Origin of the sequence: Kribbella sp. NPDC006257 (genome assembly GCF_040613535.1) — a bacterium.
Classification (GTDB): Bacteria; Actinomycetota; Actinomycetes; order Propionibacteriales; family Kribbellaceae; genus Kribbella.
This window is the reverse complement of sequence record NZ_JBEXSJ010000002.1, coordinates 99,898-118,782: the sequence shown is the minus strand read 5'-3', so window position 1 is coordinate 118,782 and position 18,885 is coordinate 99,898. Positions and strand designations below refer to the sequence as shown.

Genomic DNA, 18,885 nt, shown 5'->3' with positions numbered 1-18,885 from the left:
TCGGACTCTTCGCCACCTCGAAGGGGCGGACGCGCAGGACTGTACCTGACCGGTCCGGTCCAGACCGGTGACCGGATGTACGCGCCGGACGGAGCGTGACCAGAGCGTGACTCATCGGTCACCGACACTTGACATCCGGGGGTTACGTATTAAGTGACTCGTGCGTAACCTAGGGCACCGCGCCCTCGTTGGACCGTCGAAGCGTCGTCGGTCGGGGCTGCAGAACAATCCCGTTGAGTCTTGATCGATGTGGAGGGCCAGGTGGGCGTAGAAGTCCGCGTCGAGGGACTGACCAAGTCCTTCGGAAGCCAGCTGATCTGGGGCGACGTGTCCCTGACGCTGCCGGCCGGCGAGATCTGCGTGATGCTGGGCCCTTCCGGTACCGGGAAGTCCGTATTCCTCAAGACGCTGATCGGTCTGCTCAAGCCGGACCAGGGTCACGTCTTCATCGAGGGCACCGACATCGCCACCTGCAGCGAACGCGAGCTGTACGAGATCCGCCGGCTGTTCGGCGTGCTCTTCCAGGACGGCGCGATGTTCGGCTCGATGAACCTGTACGACAACGTCGCCTTCCCGCTCCGCGAGCACACCAAGAAGTCCGAGTCCGACATCCGCTCCATCGTGATGGAGAAGATGGAGATGGTCGGCCTGGTCGGCGCGGAGAAGAAGCTGCCCGGCGAGATCTCCGGCGGGATGCGCAAGCGGGCCGGGCTGGCCCGCGCGCTGGTGCTCGACCCGGAGATCCTGCTGGTCGACGAACCGGACTCCGGCCTCGACCCGGTCCGTACGTCGTTCCTGAACCAGGTGATGATCGATCTGAACGAGGCGTTCGGCGCCACCTTCCTGATCGTCACCCACGACGTGAACACTGCCCGGACTGTGCCGGACAACATCGGGATGCTCTATCACAAGCACTTGGCGATGTTCGGCCCGCGCGAGATGCTGCTGTCCAGCGAGGAGCCGGTAGTCCGGCAGTTCCTGAACGCGCAGATGATCGGCCCGATCGGCATGTCGGAGGAGAAGGACGCCGAGGAGCTGGCCGCCGAGGCGGACCAGGAGCTGCCGCCGCTGCCACCGATCCCGCTCCAGCAACTCCCGAGCAGCGGCCTGCTCCGCCCGACCCAGCGAGTCCCCGGCCAATGGTGCGCGGACAACGGGGTGACCCCACCTCCAGGCTCGTTCGCTTCGAGCACGGTGGGGGCGCGGTGACCATTAACGCGACCGCCCCGCTGAGGAACGCTGGGAACCTCTTTGCTTTTGCGTTGGACACCGCCCGGGCGTCGGTCCGGCGGCCGTTCCAGGTGCGCGAGTTCCTCCAGCAGGCCTGGTTCGTCGCCAGCGTGACGATCATCCCGACCGCGCTGGTCGCGATCCCGTTCGGCGCGGTGATCGCGCTGCAGGTCGGTGGGCTGATCAAGCAGTTCGGCGCGCAGGCGTTCACCGGTTCGGCCGCCGTGCTGGCCGTCGTCCGGGAGGCCTCGCCGATCGCGACCGCGCTGCTGATCGCGGGCGCCGGGGGTTCGGCGATCTGTGCCGATCTCGGGTCGCGCAAGATCCGCGAAGAGCTGGACGCGATGATGGTGCTCGGTATCGACCCGATCCAGCGCCTCGTCGTACCGCGGGTGCTCGCCACCATGATGGTCGCGTTCTTCCTGAACGGCTTCGTCAGCGTCGTCGGCGTGATGGGCGGCTACGTGTTCAACGTGGTCCTGCAAGACGGTACGCCGGGCAGCTACATCGCCTCGTTCACCGCGCTCGCCCATCTCCCGGACCTCTGGCAGGGCCAGGTCAAGGCGCTCGTCTTCGGGTTCCTCGCCGCCGTCGTCGCGTCGTACAAGGGCATGAACGCCGGTGGCGGTCCGAAGGGCGTCGGTGACGCCGTGAACCAGTCGGTCGTGATCACCTTCATGCTGCTGTTCGTCGCGAACTTCTCGATGACGGCGATCTACTTCCAGCTCGTTCCGCCGAAGGGGGCCTGACATGTCGGCCCTCGACTACCTGATCAAGAAGCCGCTGAGCTCGCTCGACCACCTCGGTGAGCAGCTCGCCTTCTACATCAAGGCGCTGGCCTGGTCCGGCAAGTCGGTCACCCGGTACCGCCGCGAGATCCTCCGGCTGCTCGCCGAGGTGACGCTCGGCACCGGTGCCCTCGCGGTCATCGGCGGCACCGTCGGCGTGATCACCTTCCTGGCCTTCTTCACCGGCACCGAGGTCGGCCTGCAGGGCTACTCGGCGCTGAACCAGATCGGTACCTCGGCCTTCGCCGGCTTCGTCTCGGCGTACATCAACACCCGTGAGATCGGCCCGCTGATCGCCGGCATCGCGCTCGCCGCGACCGTCGGCTGCGGGTTCACCGCGCAGCTCGGCGCGATGCGGATCAGCGAGGAGATCGACGCCCTCGAGGTGATGGCGATCCCGTCGCTGCCGTTCCTGGTGACCACCCGGATCATCGCGGGCCTGGTCGCGGTCATACCCCTGTACGTCGTGGGTCTGCTGGCCTCGTACTTCGCGACGCGGCTGACCGTGACCACCTTCTACGGGCAGAGCACCGGGACGTACGACCACTATTTCCATCTGTTCTTGCCACCAGGTGACGTGCTGTGGTCCTTCGGGAAGGTGCTCGTCTTCGCCGTCCTGGTGATCCTGGTGCACTGCTACCACGGCTACCACGCATCCGGCGGTCCGGCCGGAGTAGGAGTCGCCGTCGGCCGCGCAGTACGGACCTCGATCGTCGTGATCAACGTCGTGGACCTGCTGCTCTCGATGGCCATCTGGGGTACGACGACCACGGTCAGGCTGGCGGGGTAGCGCCATGAGACAAACACTGACCAGGCGAATTCTCGGCACGGCCTTTATCGGGCTGCTGTGTTTCCTGCTCTGGCTCACCTATGCCTTCTACGCGAAGGTCTTCACCGACACGGTGACGGTCGAGCTGAAGACCAGCCACATCGGTCTGCAGCTGAACCGGCACGCGGACGTGAAGCTGCGCGGCATCATCGTCGGCGAGGTGAAGAAGGTCTCCACCGACGGCGACGAGGCAACCGTCGAGCTGTCGCTGAAGCCCGACCAGGTGAAGGAGATCTCCAGCCAGGTCAGCGCGCGGATCCTGCCGAAGACCCTGTTCGGTGAGAAGTACGTCGCGCTGGTGCCGCCGGAAGGTCCCGAGGGCCGGGCGATCAAGGCCGGCGACGTGATCAGCCGGGACAAGACGGCGGTCGGGATCGAGATCGAGAAGGTGCTGAACGACGCGCTGCCGCTGCTGCAGGCCGTCGACCCGGCCGATCTGAATGCCACCCTGAACACGCTGGCGACCGCGCTCGAAGGCCGGGGTGAAGAGGTCGCCAAGACCCTCACCCAGCTCGACGGCTACCTGAAGAAGCTGAACCCGCACGTGCCAGGCCTGATCGCGGCGCTGACCAAGCTCACCCAGGTCTCGCAGATCTACGGCGACGTGACGCCGGACCTCGTCCGGGCCCTGCGCAACCTGACCATCACCGGCAACACCGTGGTGGAGAAGGAACAGCAGCTGCAGAAGTTCTTCACCGACGTCCAGACGCTGTCGACGACCGGCGACGGGTTCCTGAAGGAGAACGAGGACCGGGTGATCCGCCTCGGCGAGGTGAGCCGGCCGGTGCTCGACCTGCTGGAGCGGTACTCGCCGGAGTTCCCCTGCTTCCTCAGGGTGATGACGGAGACCGCGCCGATCCTGAACGACACGTTCCGCGACGGCCGGCTGCACATCAACCTGGAGCTGATCACCAACCAGCCCACGCCGTACCAGTCGAACGAGCTGCCGGTCTACGCCGATCACCGCGGGCCGACCTGTGTGGGCAAGAACTACAGCGTGCCGGGGGAGAAGCCCGGCCCGTACACCCAGCAGAACCCGGCTCCCTACGTGACCGGCGAGGACGGCGTGATCGGTGACCACAACAAGACCACCCGGTTCCCGCTGAACCTGACCCTGAACCGGTCGGCGCCCGGGTTCGCGATGGACAACGGAGGCGCCGGTACGCCGGCCGAGCAGAGGGTGATCGACTCCTTCGCCGGCCCGGCCATGGGCGTCCCGGCGAACGACGTACCGGATCTGACCACCCTGATGATCGGCCCATTGGTCCGCGGTGGGCAGGTGAATCTCAAATGAAACTTTTCGACAAGAAGACCTCGTTCGACACGATCCGGCTCGGGATCTTCGTGGTGATCACGACGATCGCGACCGCGCTGCTGGCCGTCACGATCGGCAACATCAGCTTCAACTCGACCACGAAGTACCGGGCAGTGTTCACGGACGTGGTCGGGCTGAACAAGGGTGACGACATCCGGATCGCAGGCGTCCGGGTCGGGCAGGTCGACAAGATCGCCATCTACCAGGACAAGTACGCGATGGTGACCTTCAGCGTCGACTCCGACCAGTCGGTCGACACCACCACCCGGGCGACGCTGCGCTACCGGAACCTGGTCGGCAACCGCTACATCGCGCTCACCGAGGGCGTCGGCGGCGGCACCCGGATGCGGAAGAACGGGATCATCGACAAGGACCGGACCGCACCCGCGCTGGACCTGTCGGTGCTGTTCAACGGGTTCAAGCCGCTGTTCACCGCGCTCACCCCGGCCGACGTGAACCAATTCGCCTTCGAGGTCATCAAGGTCCTGCAGGGCGAGGGCGGCACGATCGAAAGCCTGCTGGCCCGGACCGCCTCGCTGACCAGCACGCTTGCCGACTCCGACCAGGTGATCGGCGACCTGATCACCAACCTGACCTCGACCCTGCAGATCGTCTCGCAGCGGCAGCAGAACTTCTCCCAGTTGCTGGTGAACCTGCAGCAGTTCATCACCGGGCTGAGCCAGGACATCAACCCGATCCTCGGTTCGCTCGGCTCGATCAACTCGCTGAACACCAAGACGGCCGGCCTGCTGCAGCAGTCCCGGGTGCCGCTGAAGGCGGACCTCGACAAGCTCCGGACGACGGCGACGACGCTGGACGACACCCAGGCGATCTGGGTGAAGACGCTGCAGTTCATGCCCGAGAAGCTGCAGACGATGACCCGGACCGCGCAGTACGGATCCTGGTTCAATTTCTTCCTCTGCGGCTTCGACGGCAACGTCACCCTGCCGCTAGGCACCCGCATCCCGGTGAGCTACCAGAACAACTCCGCGAGGTGTGCGAAGTGAAGCCCTTCCGCGAGCAGAACCAGGTCACCATCGGGGTGGTCGGGCTGACGATCATCGGGTTGATCATGCTGGCTGCGTTCAAGGCTCAGGATCTGCCGTTGATCGGTGGCGGGACGAAGTACTCCGCGCAGTTCTCCGAGGCCGGTGGGCTGAAGCCGAACGACGAGATCCGGGTCGCCGGCGTACGGGTCGGTCAGGTCCGCAAGGTGGAGCTCGAAGGCACCCACGTCCGGGTCGACTTCGTGGTCGACAAGGGCGTCAAGCTCGGCGACCAGACCGGCGCCGAGATGAAGATCAAGACGCTGCTCGGCCAGAAGTACCTGAAGCTGAACCCGGCCGGCAAGGGCCAGCTCAAGGAGGGCACCGAGATCCCGCTGGCGAGGACGATCTCGGCGTACGACGTGGTCGACGCGTTCACCGATCTCGCCAACACGACCGACCGGATCGACACGGCGCAGCTGGCCAAGGCGCTGGACACGCTGTCGTCGACGTTCAAGAACACGCCGGAAGAGGTCCGCGCGTCGCTCGACGGACTGTCCCGGTTGTCCCGGAACGTCGCCAAGCGCGACGAGCAGCTGAAGCAACTGCTGCAGCACTCCGACGTGGTCACCAAGATCCTTGCCGACCGCAACCAGCAGCTGATCAAGCTGCTGAAGGACGGCAACACGGTCTTCCAGGCGGTCCAGGCGAGGCGTGCGCTGATCCACGAATTGCTGGTCTCGACCCAGAAGCTGTCCGCGCAGATCACCGCGCTGGTCCGCGAGAACCGCAAGGATCTCGGCCCGACGCTGCAGAAGGTCAACGCCGTACTAGCGGTCCTGCTGAAGAACCAGGACGCCCTGGACGCCAGCATCAAGGGCCTCGCGCCTTACGCCCGCGTCTTCACCAACACCCTCGGCACCGGCCCTTGGTTCGACACCTACGTCCAGAACCTCGTCCCCGTCCCCGAGATCCCGCTCCCACGAGTCACGATCCCCGGCCTACCGATCCTGGGAGGTGGCCGATGACAAAAGTGGCTGGTTTCTCCAGGCTGATCGCTATCGGTGTTGTGCTGGTGGTGATCGCGGTGAGTGCGATCGCGCTCTGGCCGCATCCGAAGCGGGTCAGTGCGACGGCGTACTTCCCACGGGCGGTCAGCGTCTACCCCGGGTCGGACGTCCGGATCCTCGGCATCAAGGTCGGTGAGGTCGAGAGCGTGACGCCGGCCGGCCGCTCGGTGCGGGTGAAGTTCTGGTGGGAGGCCAAGCACAAGGTCCCCGCCGACGCCAAGGCCGTGATCGCCTCACCGTCGATCGTTGCCGACCGCTATGTCCAGCTCACCCCGGCGTACTCCAAAGGCGCGGCGATGGCCGATGGCGCCGAGATCCCGCTCGAGCGCACCGCCGTACCGCTGGAACTCGACCAGATCTACCAGTCCCTGAACGACCTGTCCGTCGCGCTAGGCCCCAAGGGCGCCAACGACCAGGGCGCGCTGTCGCGGCTGCTCGACGTCTCCGCGGCGAACCTGAACGGCCAGGGCGCCAAGCTGAACCAGACCATCACCGACGTCTCGACGCTGACCCAGACGCTGGCCGGGAACTCCAAGAGCCTGTTCAGCACGGTCCGCCAACTCCAGACCTTCGTCTCCGCGCTCGCCGCGAACGACACCTTGGTGAAGCAGTTCAACACCAACTTCGCCACCACCTCGACCACGCTGGCCGGCGAACGCAAGGACCTCGGCGCGGCGCTCGCCACCCTGGCGACGGCCCTCGGTGAGGTCGCTTCTTTCGTCAAGGACAACCGCGCGTTGCTGAAGACAACGATCTCCGGCGCCACCGACATCTCCCAGATCCTGGTCAAGGAGAAGGCGGCGCTGGCCGAGATCATCGACACCGCGCCGCTCGGCCTCGGCAACCTGGCCCGGGTCTACAACCCGCAGTTCGGCACCCTGGACCAGCGGATCAACCTGGCCCAGCTCGACGACCCGGCCTCCTTCATCTGCTCGCTCCTACTGCAGGCGAACCAGCCGCTGTCGACCTGCTCGGCGCTGAAGCAGGTCGTGGACCTGCTGCCGAAGCTGCCGCTGCTCGGCTCGATCACCGGCTCCGGCGGCCCGGCCGGTACGCCGTGGGCGCCGCCTCCGCCGAAGAAGCTGCCCAGCCCGGACAACGTCGACGAGACCCTCGGCGGCCTGGTCCCGGGAGGCTCACGGTGATTTCTTCGACGAGAAGCAGAGGGATGTCTTCGACGAGGGGCAGACGCCGTACGGCGATGCTCGCCGGCGTGGTCGCGATGGCCACCCTGCTGTCCGGCTGCGACTTCAGCGTCTACTCGCTGCCGTTGCCGGGTGGCGCGAAGATCAAGGGCCCGTCGTACACGGTGACGGTCGAGTTCGCCGACGTGCTGGACCTGGTGCCCAAGTCGACGGTGAAGGTCGACGACGTCACCGTCGGCACGGTGCAGAAGGTCTGGCTCGAGGGCTACGTCGCCAAGGTCAAGATCAAGCTGCCGAAGAGCCTCGACCTGCCCGACAACACGCACGCGACGATCCGGCAGACCAGCCTGCTCGGCGAGAAGTTCGTATCCCTGTCCCGGCCGACCGGGGACGAGAAGCCCCGCGGCAAGCTGGACAACGGCGAGCTGATCCCGCTCTCGCGGACCACCAGTAACGTCGAGGTCGAGGAAGTCCTGTCCGCGCTGTCCCTGCTGCTGAACGGCGGTGGCGTCGCGCAGCTGCAGATCATCACCCAGGAGCTGAACAAGGCGCTGACCGGGAACGAGCCGGCCATCAAGAGCGTGCTCACCCAGCTGAACACCTTCGTCGGCACGCTCGACCAGAACAAGCAGAAGATCGTCACCGCGATCACCGCCGTCGACGCACTGGCGAAGAAGCTGAACGCGCAGAAGGCGACGCTGGCCACCGCGATCGACTCGCTGCCGAAGTCGATCGCCACTCTGGACAAGCAGCGCGCCGCCCTGGTCAAGACGCTGCAGGCGTTGAGCAAGCTGGGTAGCACGGCAACCCGTGTGATCACTGCCTCGCAGAAGGACCTGGTCGCGAACCTGCAGTCGCTCTACCCGACGCTGACCAAGCTGGCCGAGGCAGGGGAGAACCTGCCGAAGTCGCTCGAGCTCCTGCTCACCTACCCGTTCCCGGACGGTGCAGCGAAGGCGGTCCAGGGTGACTTCACCAACCTGAACATCACCCTCGACGTGAACACCCAGGCGGCGCTGAAGGGCCTGCTCGGTCTCGACCTGCCGACGACGGGTCTCACGCTGCCGACGCTCGGGGTCAGCCTCCCGCTGCACAACTCACCACAGTTCCCCTCCGGTAAAAAGACGTCTGCCGGGTTGCCCCCGCTGCCGTTGCCGACCGGTACTGCGACCAGCTGCATCACCTTGCTCGGCCTACCGGTCTGTACGGCGACGCTGAACCGCTCCGCGTTCGACCCGGAGCTGGCCAAGGTCCTGATGCCGGGGGTGGCCAAGTGATCACCAGAACCGTCCGGATCCAGCTGATGGTGTTCCTGCTGATCACCGTCGTCGGTATCGCCTTCGTCGGTGCCCGGTACGCCCAGGTGGACCGGTTGTTCGTCGACGACAGCTACACGGTCAGCGCCAGCTTCGCCGAGTCCGGCGGCATCTTCACCGGCGCCGAGGTGACGTACCGCGGCAAGCCGGTCGGCCGGGTCGGCAAGCTGACCCTGCTGAACGACGGCGTGAACGTCGACCTGGACATCGACAAGAAGACCAAGATTCCCAGTGACCTGCTCGCGGTGGTCGCGAACCGGTCCGCGATCGGCGAGCAGTACGTCGACCTGCAGCCGCGGCGCGACGGTTCGCCGTACCTGCGCGACCACTCGCAGATCGCCCGGGCCGACACCGCGCTGCCGATCGACACCACCGAGCTGCTGCTGAACCTCGATCAGCTGGTGAACTCGGTCGACAAGAACAGCCTGAAGACCACGGTCAAGGAACTCGGCGACGCGCTCCGCGGCCGGGGCAGCGACCTGCAGAAGATCATCGACAGCTCCGGGCTGCTGATCAACGACGCGGACGCCAACATCCTGCAGACGATCAAGCTGATCAACGACGGCAACACCGCGCTCGCCACCCAGGTGGCCAGCGGGGACGCGATCAAGACCTGGGCGAAGAACCTGGCGCTGCTGTCGGACACCCTGGTCAGCTCGGACGCGAACCTGCGCACGGTGATCGACCAGGGCTCGGGCGCCTCCGAACAGCTCACCGCCCTGATCTCCGAGAACCGCGGTGACATCGCAGTACTGCTCGGCAACCTGCTGACCACTAGCGAGATGACGGCAGTCCGGCTGGACGCCGTCGAACAGTTGCTGGTGGTCTACCCGGCGGTGGCGATGGGCGGTTACGTCGTACCGGGCAAGGATCCTGGGACCGGGCACTACGACGCCCACTTCGGACTGGTGCTCGGCTTCAGCCCACCTGCCTGCCGAGCCGGCTACGGCGGTACGACGTGGCGCGTGCCGCAGGACACCACCAGCAAGGCCGCGAACACCAAGGCCGGCTGTACTGCGTCCGCCGGGTCGGGCATCGACGTCCGTGGCTCCCAGAACAAGCCGTCGCCGTCCTCGCGGAACTTGAACCGCACCGGCTACGGCGTCGGCTACGACCCGGCGACCGGTGTGGCCGGCGGGAGCGGCGGGATGCCGGACCTGATCCTGGGCTCCACCGGCGGTCAGGCGGACCTGCTGGGCGCCGATTCCTGGAAGGCACTTATCCTCGGACCGGTGAGTGGACAGTGACTTCTCGTACTTCCCGGCGTGGTCCGGTTGTTCTGGCCTGGGCGCTGAGCGTCCTGCTGGTGGTCGCGCTCGGCGCGGCCGTCCTGTCGGCGGTGGCGCTGAGCCGTCAGCACAGCCGCGACAGTGAGCGGACCAGTGCGATGCAGGCCGCGCGGCAGCTGACCCTGGACTTCACGACGTACAAGTACAGCTCCTGGGACGCGGACGCCAAGCGGGTGCTGGACGGCTCCACCGGGCAGTTCAAGGAAGAGTTCGCAGCCGGGGCGAGCCAGGTGAAGACCGAGGTGGTGACGAACCAGGCCAGCTCGCAAGGCGAGGTGGTGGAGGCCGCGGTGGTGTCGAACGACAAGGACTCGGCCCAGGTGCTGGTGATCGCGAACGCGGTGGTCACCAACACGGCGGCCAAGGACGGTGTCCAGCGGCGCTACCGGATCAAGCTGGACATGGTCCGGGAGAAGGACCGCTGGCTGACCGCCGACTTCCAGGTGGTGGGCTGAGATGCCGGATCGCCCCAGGAACCGCCCCCGGATCGCCGGCCAACGGCGTACGGGCAGTGTCTCTTCCGACGTGTCAACCGACACGATTGAGACGCCTGAAAAGCGGGTAACCCCCGCTCCTGCGAGCAAAGTCGAAGTTACAGAAAGTAACGAAACTGCTGTTCCGGTTGTCGAAAAGGACAAGAAGCCGCTCGGCGCGGTTTTGTCGGCCCTGCTTGCCGTGGTGATCGTACTGGTGCTCGCGGTGGCCGGGATCCTGGGCGTGAAGGCGCTCAAGGGCAAGGAGGCCGAGGACGCCCGCAGCCAGGCCGCCGCGGCCGGCCGGAAGGCCGCCGAGGTTGCCCTGAGCTACGACTACCGCTCACTCGACAAGAGTTTCGCGGCGGCCCGGGCCACGATGACCCCGGATTTCGCCACCAAGTTCGACGCCACCGCCAAGGTCGCGGGCGAGCTGGCGACCAAGACCAAGGCGACCGTGCGGGCCGAGGTCCGCGAGGTCGGCGTACGCGACGGCGATGCCGACCGGGTGACGCTGGTGATCTTCGTGAACCAGACGACCACCAGCACGATCACGCAGGGTAAGCCCCGGGTGGACCTGAACCGGACCCGCTTCACGATGGTCCGAAACGGGGACCAATGGCTGGTCCAGGAGATCTCCGGACTGTAGTCTCTTGCTGACTCCGGACAGGACGTGCCGGGCGGCTCGCGGGTGGATCTACCCGCTGGAGAACCCGGGTCGATCCTTGACGGAGTGGGTGGTCCGAAGGCATAGTGTCGGACCCCATTGGACAGGCTTGCCCTGATCGGGTAGCCTATTGCTTTGCGCTGCCTTTACCCCACCCTGGTTCGGCTCAAAACTTGACTAGGGCCGTTTGGCGTGCGCTCCCAGCACCGATGTGCCGCACCGAATAGTTACTTTTGCGAGCCCGTGGAAGGACGCCCCTTGGTCGCCTCGCGCAACCCCCAGTCCGACAGTATTACCGACGTTTCCGGCTCCCGCCGCATCTCCTTCGCAAAGATCTCCGAGCCTCTCGAGGTTCCGGATCTGCTTGCGCTGCAGGTGGACAGTTTCGACTGGCTGGTCGGGAACGAAACCTGGCAGGCCCGCGTGGCCGCCGCCGAGGCGGAGGGTCGAACCGACCTCTCCTCCCCGTCCGGCCTGGAGGAGATCTTCGAAGAGATCTCCCCGATCGAGGACTTCAGCGGCACCATGTCGCTGTCGTTCCGCGATCACCGGTTCGAGCCCCCGAAGAACACGGTCGACGAGTGCAAGGAGCGCGACGTCACCTATTCGGCGCCGCTGTTCGTCACCGCCGAGTTCATGAACAACGAGACCGGCGAGATCAAGAGCCAGACCGTCTTCATGGGTGACTTCCCGTTGATGACGCGCAAGGGCACGTTCGTGATCAACGGCACCGAGCGTGTCGTCGTGTCCCAGCTGGTCCGCTCGCCCGGTGTGTACTTCGAGCGCACACCGGACAAGACGTCGGACAAGGACATCTTCACCGCCAAGATCATCCCGTCGCGCGGTGCGTGGCTGGAGTTCGAGGTCGACAAGCGCGACATGGTGGGCGTGCGGCTGGACCGCAAGCGCAAGCAGAACGTCACCGTGCTGCTCAAGGCACTCGGCTGGACCGACGCGCAGATCCTCGAGGAGTTCGGCGAGTACGAGTCGATCCGGCTCACCCTGGAGAAGGACCACACCTCCGGGCAGGACGACGCGCTGCTCGACATCTACCGCAAGCTGCGCCCCGGCGAACCGCCGACGCGCGAGGCTGCCCAGGCGCTGCTGGACAACTACTACTTCAACGGCAAGCGCTACGACCTGGCCAAGGTCGGTCGCTACAAGATCAACAAGAAGCTGGGCCGCGACGAGGCGCACGACACGGCCGTCCTGACGATCAACGACATCGTCGCGACGATCAAGTACCTGGTCGCGCTGCACGAGGGCAAGACCGAGCTGGCCGCGCCGCAGGGCGAGATCGTCGTCGAAGAGGACGACATCGACCACTTCGGCAACCGCCGTCTGCGCACCGTCGGTGAGCTGATCCAGAACCAGCTGCGCACCGGCCTGGCCCGGATGGAGCGCGTGGTCCGGGAGCGGATGACGACCCAGGACGTCGAGGCGATCACGCCGCAGACCCTGATCAACATCCGTCCGGTGGTGGCGGCGCTGAAGGAGTTCTTCGGCACCTCCCAGCTGTCGCAGTTCATGGACCAGACCAACCCGATCGCGGGACTCACCCACAAGCGCCGCCTGTCGGCCCTTGGCCCGGGTGGTCTGAGCCGCGAGCGGGCCGGCTTCGAGGTTCGCGACGTGCACCCGTCCCACTACGGCCGGATGTGCCCGATCGAAACCCCGGAAGGCCCGAACATCGGTCTGATCGGCTCGCTCGCGACGTACGGCCGGGTGAATCCGTTCGGCTTCGTCGAGACGCCGTACCGCAAGGTCGTCGACGGCCGGGTCACCGACCAGGTCGACTACCTGACCGCGGACGAGGAGGACCGGTTCGTCATCGCTCAGGCCAACGCGGCGCTGACTGCTGACGACGTGTTCGCCGAGGACCGGGTGCTGGTCCGCCGGCGCCACGGTGAGGTCGAGCTCGTGCTGGTCGACGACGTGGACTACATGGACGTCAGCCCGCGCCAGATGGTGTCGGTCGCCACGGCGATGATCCCGTTCCTCGAGCACGACGACGCCAACCGCGCCCTGATGGGCTCCAACATGCAGCGCCAGGCCGTTCCGCTGATCACCGCGGACGCCCCCCTGGTCGGTACCGGCATGGAGTTCCGCGGAGCGGTCGACGCCGGTGACGTGCTGGTGTCGGAGAAGGCAGGTGTGATCAAGGAGGTCTCGGCCGACCTGATCGAGGTCGCCGCCGACGACGGCACCTACCAGACCTACCGGCTGGCCAAGTTCCGTCGCTCGAACCAGGGCACCTGCATCAACCAGCGCCCGCTGGTCGACGCCGGTCAGCGGGTCGAGGTCGGTTCGCCGCTGGCGGACGGTCCGTGCACCGACGAGGGCGAGATGGCCCTCGGCCGGAACCTGCTCGTGGCGTTCATGCCGTGGGAGGGTCACAACTACGAAGACGCGATCATCCTGTCGCAGCGCGTTGTGCAGCAGGACCTGCTCACCTCGATCCACATCGAGGAGCACGAGGTCGACGCCCGCGACACCAAGCTCGGTCCGGAAGAGATCACCCGGGACATCCCGAACGTCTCCGACGAGATGCTGGCCGACCTGGACGAGCGCGGCATCATCCGGATCGGCGCGGAGGTCACCACCGGTGACATCTTGGTCGGCAAGGTCACGCCCAAGGGTGAGACCGAGCTGACCCCGGAGGAGCGGCTGCTCCGGGCGATCTTCGGTGAGAAGGCGCGGGAGGTCCGCGACACCTCGCTGAAGGTGCCGCACGGTGAGAACGGAACCGTCATCGGGGTCCGCGTCTTCGACCGCGACAACGGCGACGAGCTGCCGCCGGGCGTGAACCAGCTGGTCCGCGTGTACGTCGCGCAGAAGCGCAAGATCTCCGTCGGCGACAAGCTCGCCGGACGCCACGGCAACAAGGGCGTCATCTCGAAGATCCTGCCGGTCGAGGACATGCCGTTCATGGAAGACGGCACCCAGGTCGACATCATCTTGAACCCGCTGGGCGTGCCCGGCCGGATGAACGTCGGTCAGGTGCTCGAGACCCACCTCGGCTGGGTTGCCAGCCGCGGCTGGAAGGTCGACCCGGACAGCACCGAAGAGTGGGCCCAGCGACTGATCAAGATCGGCGCCGGCGAAGCCGCTCCGTTCACGAACGTCGCCACCCCGGTCTTCGACGGCGCGCGTGAGGAAGAGGTCACCGGCCTGCTCGGCTCGACCCTGCCGAACCGCGACGGCGACCGGATGGTCGACAGCACCGGCAAGGCCAACCTGTTCGACGGCCGCTCGGGGGAGCCTTTCCCGCAGCCGGTCGGCGTCGGTTACATGTACATGCTGAAGCTGCACCACCTGGTGGACGACAAGATCCACGCCCGCTCGACCGGTCCGTACTCGATGATCACGCAGCAGCCGCTGGGTGGTAAGGCGCAGTTCGGTGGTCAGCGGTTCGGCGAGATGGAGGTGTGGGCCCTGGAGGCCTACGGTGCCGCCTTCGCGCTGCAGGAGCTGCTGACGATCAAGTCGGACGATGTGGTCGGTCGCGTCAAGGTCTACGAAGCGATCGTCAAGGGCGAGAACATCCCGGAGCCGGGTATCCCGGAATCCTTCAAGGTTCTGGTCAAGGAAATGCAGTCCCTGTGTCTGAATGTCGAGGTCCTCTCGTCCGACGGAAGCCGGGTCGAGATGCGCGACAGCGAAGAGGACGTCTTCCGCGCTGCGGAGGAACTCGGAATCGACCTGTCCCGGCGTGAGCCGAACAGCGTCGAGGAGGTCTGAGCGGGTTGCCGCTCGAGATCGAACCAACTCACTCAGACCATTTTTTAGCTACGGGAGATAACACATCGTGCTCGACGTGAACTTCTTCGACGAGCTTCGGATCGGCCTGGCGACCGCGGATGAGATCCGCCAGTGGTCGCACGGCGAGGTCAAGAAGCCCGAGACGATCAACTACCGGACGCTCAAGCCCGAGCGTGACGGTCTGTTCTGCGAGAAGATCTTCGGTCCCACCCGGGACTGGGAGTGCTACTGCGGTAAGTACAAGCGTGTTCGCTTCAAGGGCATCATCTGTGAGCGGTGTGGCGTAGAGGTCACCCGTTCCAAGGTGCGCCGCGAGCGGATGGGCCACATCGAGCTGGCCGCGCCGGTCACCCACATCTGGTACTTCAAGGGTGTTCCGTCGCGACTCGGTTACCTGCTCGACCTCGCCCCGAAGGACCTCGAGAAGGTCATCTACTTCGCGGCGTACATGATCACCGACGTCGACGACGAGGCGCGGCACCGCGACCTCTCGTCGTTGGAGGGCCGGACCGATGTCGAGCGCAAGCAGCTCGAGAGCCGGCGCGACAACGACATCGAGACCCGGATGAAGAAGCTCGAGGAGGACCTCGCCCAGCTCGAGGCCGAGGGCGCGAAGGCCGACGTTCGCCGCAAGGTGAAGGAAGGCGCCGAGCGTGAGGTCAAGCAGCTGCGCGACCGTGCGCAGCGCGAGATCGACCGCCTCGACGAGGTCTGGAGCCGGTTCAAGAACCTCAAGGTCCAGGACCTGGAGGGCGACGAGATCCTGTACCGCGCCATGAAGGAGCGGTTCGGCAAGTACTTCGAGGGTGCGATGGGCGCGGCCGCGATCCAGCGGCGCCTGGAGACCTTCGACCTCAAGGCCGAGGCGGACAGCCTGCGGGAGACCATCAAGACCGGCAAGGGCCAGCGCAAGACCCGCGCCCTGAAGCGGCTCAAGGTCGTCACCGCGTTCCTGGCCACCAACAACAGCCCGATGGGCATGGTGCTCGACTGCGTTCCGGTGATCCCGCCGGACCTGCGGCCGATGGTCCAGCTCGACGGTGGCCGGTTCGCCACCTCCGACCTGAACGACCTGTACCGCCGGGTGATCAACCGGAACAACCGGCTCAAGCGGCTGCTCGACCTGGGCGCGCCCGAGATCATCGTCAACAACGAGAAGCGGATGCTCCAGGAGGCCGTCGACGCACTGTTCGACAACGGCCGCCGTGGACGTCCGGTCACCGGCCCGGGCAACCGGCCGCTGAAGTCGCTGTCCGACATGCTCAAGGGCAAGCAGGGTCGCTTCCGTCAGAACCTGCTGGGCAAGCGCGTCGACTACTCCGGCCGTTCGGTCATCGTGGTCGGCCCGCAGCTGAAGCTGCACCAGTGCGGTCTGCCGAAGGCGATGGCGCTGGAGCTGTTCAAGCCGTTCGTGATGAAGCGGCTTGTCGACCTCAACCACGCGCAGAACATCAAGTCCGCCAAGCGGATGGTCGAGCGTCAGCGCGCCCAGGTCTGGGACGTGCTGGAAGAGGTCATCACCGAGCACCCCGTGCTGCTGAACCGCGCGCCTACCCTGCACCGGCTGGGGATCCAGGCGTTCGAGCCGCAGCTGATCGAGGGCAAGGCGATCCAGATCCACCCGCTCGTGTGTTCCGCCTTCAACGCGGACTTCGACGGTGACCAGATGGCGGTGCACCTGCCGCTGTCGGCCGAGGCGCAGGCCGAGGCCCGGATCCTGATGCTGTCGACGAACAACATCCTGAAGCCTGCTGACGGCCGTCCGGTCACGATGCCGACCCAGGACATGATCATCGGCATCTACTTCCTGACGATGCTGAAGGAAGGTGCCCTCGGCGAGGGCCGCGCCTTCAGCTCGCTGGCCGAGGCGCTGATGGCCTTCGACCGCAAGGAACTGTCCCTGCAGGCGAAGATCACGCTGCGGCTGACCGAGGCCGGCGCGCCGGCCGGGTCGACCGAGCGGCCGGACGGCGGGTTCTCGATGGAGACCACGCTGGGCCGCGCCCTCTTCAACGAGGCGCTGCCGAGCGACTACACCTTCGTGGACACCGAGGTCGGCAAGAAGCAGCTGGGCTCGATCGTCAACGACCTGGCCGAGCGCTACTCCAAGGTCCAGGTGGCGAACTGCCTGGACGCGCTGAAGGACCTCGGTTTCCGCTGGGCCACCCGGTCGGGTGTCACGGTGTCGATCGACGACTTCAGCACGCCGCCGAGCAAGCCGGAGATCATGGCTCGCTACGAGGCCCAGGCCGAGAAGGTCCAGAAGCAGTTCGAGCGCGGTCTGATCACCGCGTCCGAGCGGCGCCAGGAACTGATCGAGATCTGGACCGGGGCCAACGCCGAGGTCGGCAAGGCCATGGAGGAGAACTTCGAGAAGGCCAACCCGATCTGGATGATGGTCCACTCGGGTGCCCGAGGCAACATGATGCAGATCCGGCAGATCGCCGGTATGCGTGGTCTGGTGGCCAACCCGAAGGGCGAGATCATCGCCCGGCCGATCAAGGCGAACTTCCGCGAGGGCCTGTCGGTGGTCGAGTACTTCATCGCCACCCACGGTGCCCGCAAGGGTCTCGCCGACACCGCGCTGCGGACCGCCGACTCCGGGTACCTGACGCGTCGTCTGGTGGACGTGTCGCAGGACGTCATCATCCGCGAGGAGGACTGCGGCACCGAGCGTGGTCTGCCCAAGCAGATCGGCCAGACCGGCGCGGACGGCAAGACCGTGCACGCCGAGAACGTCGAGACCAGTGCCTACGCACGCACCCTGGCGACGGACACGTTCGACGCCAAGGGCAACCTGGTGCTGGCCGCGGGCAGCGACCTGGGCGATGTCTCCATCGCCAAGCTGGTCGAGGCCGGGATCGAGTCGGTCAAGGTCCGCTCCGTGCTGACCTGTGACGCCAAGACCGGTACCTGCGCGAAGTGCTACGGCCGTTCGCTGGCGACCGGCAAGCCGGTCGACATCGGTGAGGCCGTCGGCATCATCGCGGCGCAGTCCATCGGTGAGCCGGGTACGCAGCTGACGATGCGGACCTTCCACACCGGTGGTGTCGCGGGTGATGACATCACCCACGGTCTGCCGCGTGTGGTCGAGCTCTTCGAGGCTCGCCAGCCCAAGGGCAAGGCGCCGATCGCCGAGGCCGCGGGCCGGATCTCGATCGAGGACACCGACAAGACCCGGAAGCTGGTGCTCACCCCGGACGACGGTTCCGAGGAGGTCGCCTACCCGGTGTCGAAGCGTGGCCGCCTGCTGATCGAAGAGGGTCAGCACGTCGAGGTCGGTCAGCAGCTGACGCAGGGTACGCCGGACCCGCAGGAAGTTCTGCGGATCCTGGGTGTCCGCAAGGCGCAGGAGCACCTGGTGGACGAGGTCCAGGAGGTGTACCGGTCGCAGGGTGTGGCCATCCACGACAAGCACATCGAGATCATCGTCCGGCAGATGCTGCGCCGGGTCACGGTGATCGAGTCCGGCGAGGCGAACCTGCTGCCGGGTGAGCTGGCGGACCGGCTGATGTTCGAGGCCGAGAACCGTCGCGTCGTGGCCGAGGGCGGTACGCCGGCCTCCGGTCGCCCGGTGCTGATGGGGATCACCAAGGCGTCGCTCGCGACCGAGTCGTGGCTGTCGGCCGCCTCCTTCCAGGAGACGACCCGGGTCCTGACCGAGGCCGCGATCCACGGCAAGTCCGACTCGCTGGTCGGTCTGAAGGAGAACGTCATCATCGGAAAGCTGATCCCGGCGGGTACCGGCATGGACCGTTACCGCAACATCCGGGTGGAGCCCACCGAGGAGGCGAAGGCCGCGATGTACTCGATGGTCGGTTACGAGTCGTACGACTACGACTTCGGCCCGTCCACCGGTCAGTCGGTCCCGCTCGACGACTTCGACCTCGGTTCCTACCAGAACTGAGTCCAGTCAGCAGTACGCCCGAGGGCGGCACCCCCCAGCACGGGGGTGCCGCCCTCGCGGCTTTTCCGGGGTACGGCGGACGGTCTGTTGCTTGAGGCAACGAGGGTG

General features: G+C 66.3%; 13 protein-coding genes. All 13 read left to right on the top strand.

The genetic code is table 11. From position 1 onward, the window contains the following. The first annotated feature begins 261 nt into the window (after window positions 1-261). The 13 genes from ABZ004_RS02755 (at window position 262) to ABZ004_RS02695 (ending at window position 18,777) form a co-directional block, all read left to right on the top strand. The gene (locus tag ABZ004_RS02755) at window positions 262-1,209 is read left to right on the top strand and encodes an ABC transporter ATP-binding protein (protein ID WP_355678303.1); all 948 of its coding nucleotides are present in this window, start codon (window positions 262-264) and stop codon (window positions 1,207-1,209) included. Further along, window positions 1,206-1,979, top strand: a complete 774-nt coding sequence (locus tag ABZ004_RS02750; protein WP_355678021.1) for an ABC transporter permease — start codon at window positions 1,206-1,208, stop codon at window positions 1,977-1,979. The genes ABZ004_RS02755 and ABZ004_RS02750 overlap by 4 nt, the downstream gene beginning before the upstream one ends. A gap of 1 nt (window position 1,980) precedes the next feature. Beyond that, on the top strand, window positions 1,981-2,808 hold the full coding sequence (locus ABZ004_RS02745; RefSeq protein ID WP_355678020.1) for an ABC transporter permease: 828 nt from the start codon (window positions 1,981-1,983) through the stop codon (window positions 2,806-2,808). A gap of 4 nt (window positions 2,809-2,812) precedes the next feature. Beyond that, window positions 2,813-4,141, top strand: coding sequence for an MCE family protein (locus tag ABZ004_RS02740; RefSeq protein WP_355678019.1), 1,329 nt, complete (start codon window positions 2,813-2,815; stop codon window positions 4,139-4,141). Further along, window positions 4,138-5,169, top strand: coding sequence for an MCE family protein (locus tag ABZ004_RS02735; protein ID WP_355678018.1), 1,032 nt, complete (start codon window positions 4,138-4,140; stop codon window positions 5,167-5,169). Before ABZ004_RS02740 ends, ABZ004_RS02735 begins: the two co-directional genes overlap by 4 nt. Then, the gene (locus ABZ004_RS02730) at window positions 5,166-6,176 is read left to right on the top strand and encodes an MCE family protein (RefSeq protein WP_355678017.1); all 1,011 of its coding nucleotides are present in this window, start codon (window positions 5,166-5,168) and stop codon (window positions 6,174-6,176) included. Before ABZ004_RS02735 ends, ABZ004_RS02730 begins: the two co-directional genes overlap by 4 nt. After that, window positions 6,173-7,363: an MCE family protein gene (locus ABZ004_RS02725; protein WP_355678016.1), complete on the top strand. Its 1,191-nt coding sequence runs from the start codon at window positions 6,173-6,175 to the stop codon at window positions 7,361-7,363. Before ABZ004_RS02730 ends, ABZ004_RS02725 begins: the two co-directional genes overlap by 4 nt. Window positions 7,364-7,386: 23 nt before the next feature. Further along, window positions 7,387-8,640, top strand: coding sequence for an MCE family protein (locus ABZ004_RS02720; RefSeq protein ID WP_355678015.1), 1,254 nt, complete (start codon window positions 7,387-7,389; stop codon window positions 8,638-8,640). Continuing rightward, window positions 8,637-9,926, top strand: coding sequence for an MlaD family protein (locus ABZ004_RS02715; RefSeq protein ID WP_355678014.1), 1,290 nt, complete (start codon window positions 8,637-8,639; stop codon window positions 9,924-9,926). Before ABZ004_RS02720 ends, ABZ004_RS02715 begins: the two co-directional genes overlap by 4 nt. Further along, window positions 9,923-10,423: a hypothetical protein gene (locus ABZ004_RS02710; protein ID WP_355678013.1), complete on the top strand. Its 501-nt coding sequence runs from the start codon at window positions 9,923-9,925 to the stop codon at window positions 10,421-10,423. Before ABZ004_RS02715 ends, ABZ004_RS02710 begins: the two co-directional genes overlap by 4 nt. Window positions 10,424-10,643: 220 nt before the next feature. Beyond that, window positions 10,644-11,090, top strand: a complete 447-nt coding sequence (locus ABZ004_RS02705; protein ID WP_355678012.1) for a hypothetical protein — start codon at window positions 10,644-10,646, stop codon at window positions 11,088-11,090. Window positions 11,091-11,366: 276 nt separating this feature from the next. Next, entirely contained in the window at window positions 11,367-14,849 is a 3,483-nt protein-coding gene (gene rpoB / locus ABZ004_RS02700) for a DNA-directed RNA polymerase subunit beta (protein WP_355678011.1), read from the top strand. Between the two features lie 67 nt (window positions 14,850-14,916). Further along, entirely contained in the window at window positions 14,917-18,777 is a 3,861-nt protein-coding gene (locus ABZ004_RS02695) for a DNA-directed RNA polymerase subunit beta' (RefSeq protein ID WP_355678010.1), read from the top strand. Window positions 18,778-18,885: the final 108 nt, after the last annotated feature.

Coding starts and splice junctions, on each gene's coding strand:
- ABZ004_RS02745 (WP_355678020.1), top strand. CDS start 1,981: ATGTCGGCCCTCGACTACCTGATCAAGAAGCCGCTGAGCTCGCTCGAC.
- ABZ004_RS02740 (WP_355678019.1), top strand. CDS start 2,813: ATGAGACAAACACTGACCAGGCGAATTCTCGGCACGGCCTTTATCGGG.
- ABZ004_RS02735 (WP_355678018.1), top strand. CDS start 4,138: ATGAAACTTTTCGACAAGAAGACCTCGTTCGACACGATCCGGCTCGGG.
- ABZ004_RS02725 (WP_355678016.1), top strand. CDS start 6,173: ATGACAAAAGTGGCTGGTTTCTCCAGGCTGATCGCTATCGGTGTTGTG.
- ABZ004_RS02720 (WP_355678015.1), top strand. CDS start 7,387: ATGTCTTCGACGAGGGGCAGACGCCGTACGGCGATGCTCGCCGGCGTG.